The sequence below is a fragment of the Microbacterium sp. LjRoot205 genome (genome assembly GCF_056175745.1).
The window spans coordinates 1-7,625 of record NZ_JBGFFH010000018.1 but is presented as its reverse complement, the minus strand read 5'-3'; the positions used below and the strand labels follow the sequence as shown (position 1 = coordinate 7,625).

Here is a 7,625-nt window from a genome sequence, read left to right as displayed (position 1 = left end):
GGTGGTTTGGATCGTCAGCTCGGTGTCGTCCTCGGACGACCCCGAGCCGGCTCCGCAGCCGTCCGAGTCGTCGACGTCCGCCCCGGCCCCCTCGGAGGGGGCTGCGGGCGGTTCGTCTATCTGCGGGCTCGACGTGGTGGAAATGACCGGCACGCTCGACACGGCCCCTGCGACGACCTGGGACTACGCCGGCACCACACCGTTCCCGGTGTCCGATGAGTTCGGCCCTGCCGACACGACGGACGCTGGTATCAAGATGTGCTTCGCTCGGACGCCCGAGGGTGCCGCTCTCGCGGCCTCTGTCGGGGTGGGCTACCTGCTGAACGCCGACACGGTGCAGCCGTGGCGTGAGTACGCGCTGGCTGCCGGACCCATCCGCGACCAGCTCCTGAACACGCCGTCGACCTCCGAGTCGTCGCCCGAGATTCGCAACGAGGTCACGGCGTTCCGCCTTCTGAGCTATGACGGCGACTCCGCTCGAGTAGACGTCGGCGTCACGGTGACCGGCAACGGAAAGACCGGCTACCTGTCGGCTGTCATCCCCCTCATCTGGGAGGACGGCGACTGGAAGGTGAACTACTCGGAGAGCGACCTGACAGCGCGGCCCGCGCAGCTCCCGAATCTCGCCGGCTACATCTACTGGGAGGGATGAGGACACATGTGCTCGATTGTTGACTGGGTTGGCTGCGGCGAAGACATCGTGAACTCCGTCGTTGGCGGCGCGATTGAAGACATGGCGAACGCCGTCATCGAGGGCGTCGGCAAGGTCATCGCGTCGTTCGGGACGATGTGGGTCAACATCGGCACACCCGTCCTCACGGGCGGCGACGGCGGCTCCGCGGCAGGTGCGGACGCCGGTTTCTCCGCTCCGGTCCTCCAGGTGCTCGGCTACATCACCTGGATCGGCTACGCGGTCGCGATCATCGCGATAATCGCACTGGCCTCGATCACGACCGTTAAGGTTCGCCGCGGTGAGGGGCTGCTGGCCGTAGGACGGCTCGGCATCATCCTCGCCGCGGTGATCCTCATTGGTGGCGCATCCGGTCTGGTTGCGGGCCTTCTGCCGAGCGGCCCTGTCGGTGCCGGCGGCGCGGTCGCATTCCTCCAGGGCTCGCTCTGGTGGATCATGCTCGCGGTCGCGGTCGGGGCCACGATCGTCGGCGCAATCCGCATGGCAGTGACGATGCGCGCGGAACCCGGCAAAGACGTGTTCTTCGGCCTCCTGCGGCTTATCGTGGTCGCCGGGGCAGGCGTCGGTATCGTGGCCCTGCTCGTGCAGGCGGCCGATGCCTTCTCGGTCTGGATCATCGATCGTTCGACCGATTGCAACCTGGCGAGCGGCGACAGTACGTGCTTCGGTCGGAACATCAGCAATCTGCTGGTGCTGACCACGACGGGAACGGCGGGCGCACCAGGTCTGGGTGCACTGCTCGTCATCATCCTGGGCGTCATCGCGATCATCGTCGCGGTGGTGCAGATCATCCTCATGCTCGCTCGCGGCGGCATGCTCGTGGTCCTGACCGGCATCCTCCCGCTGTCGGCCGCAGCCGCGATGAGCGGTGAGTCCGGCAAGGGATGGTTCAACAAGAACGTGGCCTGGCTGGTCGCGTTCATCCTCTACAAGCCCGCGGCGGCGATCATCTACGCGGCCGCGTTCCAGCTCGCCGGAACCGACGTTTTCAAGGACGACGGCACGGGCCTTATCTCGGTCATCACGGGCCTCATGATGATGCTGCTCGCGCTCGTCGCGCTGCCGGCGCTCATGCGGTTCGTGACACCGATGGTCGGGGCTATGGCAGGCGGCGCTGGAGGCGGCATGCTCGCCGCGGCCGGGGTAGCTGCCGTCCCCAGTGGCGCAGCACAGATCGGCCGTCTCGGCGGCGGTGCGGGCGGAGGCTCGACCGCTTCCCCGTCGACGGCTGGCGCGACCGGCTCGACAGGCACGGCCGGGTCCACTGGCTCGGCTGGTTCGCAGGGCCAGGCCGGGGCTGCTGCTGCCGGTCGGGGGGCCGCTGCCGGTGGTGGAGCTGCGGGCGGTGGAGCTGCCGCAGGTGGTGGAGCCGCCGCCGCTGGTGGTGGAGCCGCCGCCGCTGGTGGTGGAGCCGCCGCTGCGGGCGGTGGTGCCGCCGCTGGCGCATCTGCCGGCGCGGCCGCAGGCCCGTGGGGGGCCGCTGCGGGCGCAACGGTCGGTGCGGCCAAACAGGTAGGCGATGCAGCGAAGGGCGCTGCACAGAAGCTAGGCGATCAGGCGACAGGAGAGGGTCCAAGTGGCAACCGTTGAACCGTCGAGCCGACAGGCTCGGACATATGGGAACTGGCACAAGGGAATTTCGGCCGGCCTTCTAGGCCTCGGCGCGGTCGGCACTGGTCTGCTGCTCGTCGGCATGCTCGTCGTCGTCCTCGTGTTGATGACGCGCGGCATGCTCGACGCGGCGATCACCGCCGTGGTGATCCTGCTGCTGCTCGTCCTGCTGATGGTGCGTGACTCTCACGGGAAGAACGCGCTGTCGCGGATCTCTGAGCGGGCGGGTCACGTCGTCTCCCGGTCGAAGGGCGCGAATGTCTACCGTTCCGGCCCTACCGGCCGCACGCCGTGGGGGACCAACCAGCTCCCCGGCCTCGCGTCGACGATCCGCCTCAGCGAGCACCGCGACTCCTACAATCGACCGTTCGCGCTCCTGTTCCACCCGGCCACGGCGAACTACAGCATCGTCATCGGCACGGAGCCCGCCGGGGCCTCGCTCGTCGACGCAGAGCAGATCGACGTGTGGGTGGCCGACTGGGGCCACTGGCTCGCGAACCTGGCCGATGAGGCCGGGGTCGAGTCGGCCACGGTGACGATTGAGACGGCTCCCGATTCGGGCACACGTCTGCGCCGTGAGGTCGAAATGAACATTGACGAGAACGCACCCGCGTTCGCTCGAGAAATGCTCGTCGAGGCCGTCGACCGCTACCCCGCGGGGTCAAGTGTCGTGCGTGCCTACGTCACGATCACATTCAGCGCGGCCGCCCGTCAGGGCGGTAAGCGTCGCAAGCCCGACGACATGGCGCGTGAGCTGGCATCGCGTCTGCCTGGTCTAACCCAGACGCTCCAGGCGACCGGCGCGGGCGCAGCGCACCCGCTGACCGCGCAGCAGCTCTGCGAGATTATCCGCATCGCCTACGATCCGGCGGCCTCCGTGCTGATCGACGAGGCGCACGCGGCCGGCCAGCCGCCCGAGCTGGACTGGACCGACGTCGGCCCGTCTGCGGCGCAGGCGAACTGGTCGAGCTACCGGCACGACTCGGGGCACTCGGTCACCTGGTCGATGACCGGCGCACCGCGCGGCAACGTCCAGTCCGGTGTCCTCGGCCGTCTCCTGGCACCGCACCGCGATATTGCGCGAAAGCGCATCACTCTGCTGTACCGGCCTATCTCCCCGGCTCGCGCTGCGGCGATGGTGGAGGCGGACCTGCGGGCTGCGGAGTTCCGTGCAACGGCGGATGCCAAGGCGAAGGCCCGCGACACGCTCGCTGTGCGTGCGGCCGCGGCGACCGCTGCGGAAGAGGCCAGCGGCGCCGGCCTGGTGAACTTCGGCATGCTGGTCACCGCCACGGTGCGTTCGCCCGCTGAGGAAGCGGATGCCGTGGCCGCGATCGACAACCTCGGGGCGACCGCGCGACTGCGACTGCGGCCCGTGTACGGCTCGCAGGACAGTGCTTTCGCTGCGGCTCTGCCGCTCGGCCTCGTCCTGTCGAAGCACATCAAGATTCCCGCCGAGCTGCGAAACAACCTGTAGGAGGTCACTGTGGCTACTCGAAACAAGCGCCGGGTGTCGACGGTCGACGCCACGCAGAAAACCCCCGTGGTACGCCCTCAACGCCCGGGCCTGCGTGGGTGGCTCGGCCGCGGACGCGGCGAGTCGGTCTACGTGCAGCAGCCAGCAGAGTGGCGCGGCACGACCGTGCAGGTATGTGGCCTGTGGCCGTTCGCGATCGGTACAGGGACGCCGATGGTCGGCGTCCCCCTCGGCCGACACATCTACACGGGCGCGACCGTGTGCTGCGACCCCATCAGCTGGTTCCAGCGCGCCAAGCTCATCAGCAACCCGTCCGTCTTCGTGCTCGGGAAGCCCGGACTCGGCAAGTCGACGCTGATTCGTCGCATGGCCACCGGCCTCGCCGGCTACGGCGTGATGCCGCTGGTGCTGGGCGACTTGAAGCCGGATTACGTCGACCTCATCAACGCAATGGGCGGGCAGATCATTACCCTCGGCCGCGGCCGGGGGTATCTGAACGTCCTCGATCCCGGTGAGGCCGTCGAAGCGGCTGCACGGCTGCGGGAAGAAGGCTTCGAGAAGGAGGCCGCACAGGTCATGGCCGACGCCCACGGGCGTCGTCACACGATCGTGGCGGCTCTGCTGACGATCATCCGGAAGCAGCCGCCGACTGACCGCGAAGAGACGATCCTCGACCGGGCGTTGAAGTACCTCGACGCCCATCACGACGGTGTGCCCGTGCTGGGTGACCTCCTGCGGGTCATCCAGGAGGGTCCGCAGGAGCTGCGTGAGGTCGCGCTGGATCGTGGCGTCGACGAGAAGTACAAGGCGATCACCGAGCACCTGGAGGCCTCTCTGATCGGCCTCGTCGGCGGCGGCCGCCTCGGGGAAACGTTCGCTCGACCGACCACCAACCCGATGCGCCGCGACAAGCCAGTGGTCTACGACGTCAGCGCGATCGACGACTCAGACATGGACCTCCAGGCCGCGACTCTGCTGGCCTGCTGGAGTGCCGGATTCGGAACGGTCAACGTCGCGAACGCTCTGGCGGATGCCGGCCTGGAGCCGCGCCGCCACTACTTCGTCATCCTGGACGAGCTGTGGCGGGCGCTGCGCGCCGGCCGCGGCATGGTCGATCGCGTCGACGCGCTCACGCGCCTGAACCGTCAGCGCGGCGTCGGCATGGCGATGATCTCGCACACGATGAGCGACCTTCTTGCCCTCTCCAGCGAGGAAGATCGGATGAAGGCCAAAGGCTTCGTTGAGCGCTCCGGCATGGTGATCTGCGGCGGTCTGCCGTCCGCAGAAATGCCGCAGCTCACGAGCGCCGTGCCGTTCTCGAACGCCGAGCAGGAACTTCTCATCGGCTGGCAGGACCCGCCCGAGTGGGACCCGGCAACCGGCCGCGAGGCCGAGCCTCCCGGCCGCGGGAAGTTCCTCGTGAAGGTCGGCGGCCGCCCGGGAATCCCTGTCAACGTCGAGCTGACGACCGTGGAGCTCCAGGTGAGCGACACGAACAAGCTCTGGCACGACCAGTCCCGGGTCGGCCGTCGCAGCCGCCGCGCGCACGCTGAGGAGGCCGTCGCATGAACCAGCCCAACAACCGCCGCCGCGATCCCGCGGGCATGTCCGGTCAGAGCCTCGCCGTCCTCGTCATCGCGGGCGGCGCGGCCGTTCTGGGCGTCGGAGCGTGGACGTCTGTCACCCTCGCCCACCAGTGGGCCGGCACCGCCGACACACTGCCCTCGGACCCGTTCAAGCTCGTTATCGACCTGTTCCGCGGCCGCATCGAGTGGCTGCCGGCGTCGACATGGGTCGCGGTCGGATTCGTCGTGGCTGCGCTGCTCCTGGTGGCGTTGTACCTGTGGCTCCGTCACGGCGGGCAGAAGAACCGCACGCGCGTCGACTCGGCCTCCCGGTACATGGGTATCGGTCGGGACGTGGAGGCGCTGAGCGAGAAGTCGGCCCGCGCGACCGCGCAGCGGCTCGGTGTCGCTGACAGTGCCGGTGTCCCCATCGGCACGCACCTGTTCAGCGGCAAGCCGCTGTTCGCGTCCTGGGAGGACATGCACATCGACATTTGGGGGCCGCGCACCGGTAAGACGACCTCGCGGGCCGTGCCGGCGATCCTCGACGCACCTGGGGCCGCTCTCGTCACGTCGAACAAGCGCGACGTCGTGGACGCGACTCGCGACGTGCGCGCCGAGCGGGGCCCGGTGTGGGTGTTCGACCCGCAGGGCATCGCTCTGGAGGAACCGACCTGGTACTGGAACCCGCTCAGCTACGTCACCGACGAGGTGCGAGCTGCCAAGCTCGCGGAGCACTTCGCTGCGGGTAGCCGTGAGCCGGGGGCCAAGACGGATGCCTACTTCGACCCGGCTGGCCAGGACCTCCTGGCCGGTCTGCTTCTCGCCGCAGCTCTCGACGGCCGCCCGATCACGGACGTGTACCGGTGGCTCACCCGTCCGAGCGAGGAAGAACCGGTGCGCATCCTGGAATCCCACGGCTTCGACCTGACCGCCGACCAGGTGGCCGGCGTCGTGAACGCCCCGGACAAGCAGCGCGGCGGCATCTACGGCACGGCGCAGCAAATGGCGGCGTGCCTGACCAATCGCACGATCGTGCGGTGGATTGTTCCCGAGCCTGGCGACCTGCGGCCGACGTTCGACCCGGCCGCGTTCGTGCGCGCGGGCGGCACTCTCTACAGCCTCTCCAAGGAGGGCCGCGGCACCGCCGGCCCGCTCGTCACGGCGCTCACGGTCGCCGTGGTCGAGGCCGCCGAAGAACTCGCCGTGCACTCGCCTGGCGGACGCCTCTCGACGCCGCTCCTGGGCGTACTCGACGAGGCCGCGAACGTCTGCCGGTGGCGGACGCTCCCGGACCTCTACAGCCACTACGGCAGCCGGGGGATCGTCCTCATGACCATCCTGCAGTCGTGGTCGCAGGGCGTCGACGTGTGGGGCGAGTCCGGCATGCGCAAGCTGTGGTCGGCCTCGAACATCAAGTGCTACGGCGGCGGCGTCGCGGAGACGGCATTCCTGGAGGATCTGTCACGGCTGATCGGTGAGCACGATCGCGTGCGCACGTCGGTGTCGTCGGGGACCGGGCATCGCTCGGTGTCTCAGCAAGTGCAGCGGGAGCGCACCCTGGACGTGTCGGAGCTCGGCGCGATGCCGAAGGGTCGCGCCGTGGTGATCGCGTCCGGTTCTCGGCCGACACTGATCCGCACGAAGCCCTGGATGACAGGGCCGTTCGCGGAGAAGGTGCGCGCCTCGATCAAGGCGCACGATCCGCAGGCCCCGCGCACGATCGCGGAGGCTGAGGCCGAAGTCGCCACGGTGGAACGTCAGCTCGAGCAGGAGGGCGCAGCATGAGCGGTCTGGGTGAGTGGGACGACGAGGAAGAAACGACCTGGCCGGCCCCTGACAGCGGTTCTGACGCGACGACCGGCGACGCCGGCACCGAGACACCCGATCCCGGCCCGCAGCTCGTCTACGGCAACGTCAGCGACTTCGTCGACCAGTTCCTCCGGCACGCCTACCGGCGTAAGACGAGCGGCAGGCTGGCGCCGTGGTGGTCGGGCGAGTGGTGGAAGCACGACGAGGCCGTGATGCGCCTCGAAGCGCTCTGGCGAGCGTGGGAACACCTGCGCCTCGACCCGGCAACGGGCATGTCCGTCTGGTGGCGCGATCACGCCGACCACCACATGCGGGTGCTCATGGCCGACGACGGCCCTTTCCACAACTCACCCGACGCGATCGACTACGGCAAGCCGCTGACGCACGTTCCGCCGCCCGAAGGGCTGTTCGTCGACGAGCGAGTGGCACCGACCTCCTGACGCAACGAGAGAGGGCCGCACCCACCGGG

The 7,625-nt window shown here is 69.0% G+C and carries 6 protein-coding genes; all 6 read left to right on the top strand.

Features of this window, described 5'->3' with window-relative positions; all coding sequences use genetic code 11:
• A partial coding sequence (locus AC04ME_RS19060) for a DUF8175 domain-containg protein (RefSeq protein ID WP_475436585.1) occupies positions 1-652 on the top strand: 652 nt, incomplete at its 5' end.
• Between the two features lie 48 nt (positions 653-700).
• Positions 701-2,281, top strand: coding sequence for a TrbL/VirB6 family protein (locus tag AC04ME_RS19055; protein WP_475436583.1), 1,581 nt, complete (start codon positions 701-703; stop codon positions 2,279-2,281).
• Positions 2,268-3,779, top strand: coding sequence for an SCO6880 family protein (locus AC04ME_RS19050; RefSeq protein WP_311200155.1), 1,512 nt, complete (start codon positions 2,268-2,270; stop codon positions 3,777-3,779). Before AC04ME_RS19055 ends, AC04ME_RS19050 begins: the two co-directional genes overlap by 14 nt.
• A gap of 9 nt (positions 3,780-3,788) precedes the next feature.
• Positions 3,789-5,348: an ATP/GTP-binding protein gene (locus AC04ME_RS19045; protein WP_396654340.1), complete on the top strand. Its 1,560-nt coding sequence runs from the start codon at positions 3,789-3,791 to the stop codon at positions 5,346-5,348.
• Entirely contained in the window at positions 5,345-7,132 is a 1,788-nt protein-coding gene (locus AC04ME_RS19040; protein ID WP_046746602.1) for a type IV secretory system conjugative DNA transfer family protein, read from the top strand. Before AC04ME_RS19045 ends, AC04ME_RS19040 begins: the two co-directional genes overlap by 4 nt.
• Entirely contained in the window at positions 7,129-7,596 is a 468-nt protein-coding gene (locus AC04ME_RS19035) for a DUF4913 domain-containing protein (protein WP_046746601.1), read from the top strand. The genes AC04ME_RS19040 and AC04ME_RS19035 overlap by 4 nt, the downstream gene beginning before the upstream one ends.
• The last annotated feature ends 29 nt before the right edge of the window (positions 7,597-7,625 follow it).

Excerpts from the sequence above, each read along its gene's own strand:
- AC04ME_RS19040 (WP_046746602.1), top strand. The coding sequence starts at position 5,345 with ATGAACCAGCCCAACAACCGCCGCCGCGATCCCGCGGGCATGTCCGGT.
- AC04ME_RS19035 (WP_046746601.1), top strand. The coding sequence starts at position 7,129 with ATGAGCGGTCTGGGTGAGTGGGACGACGAGGAAGAAACGACCTGGCCG.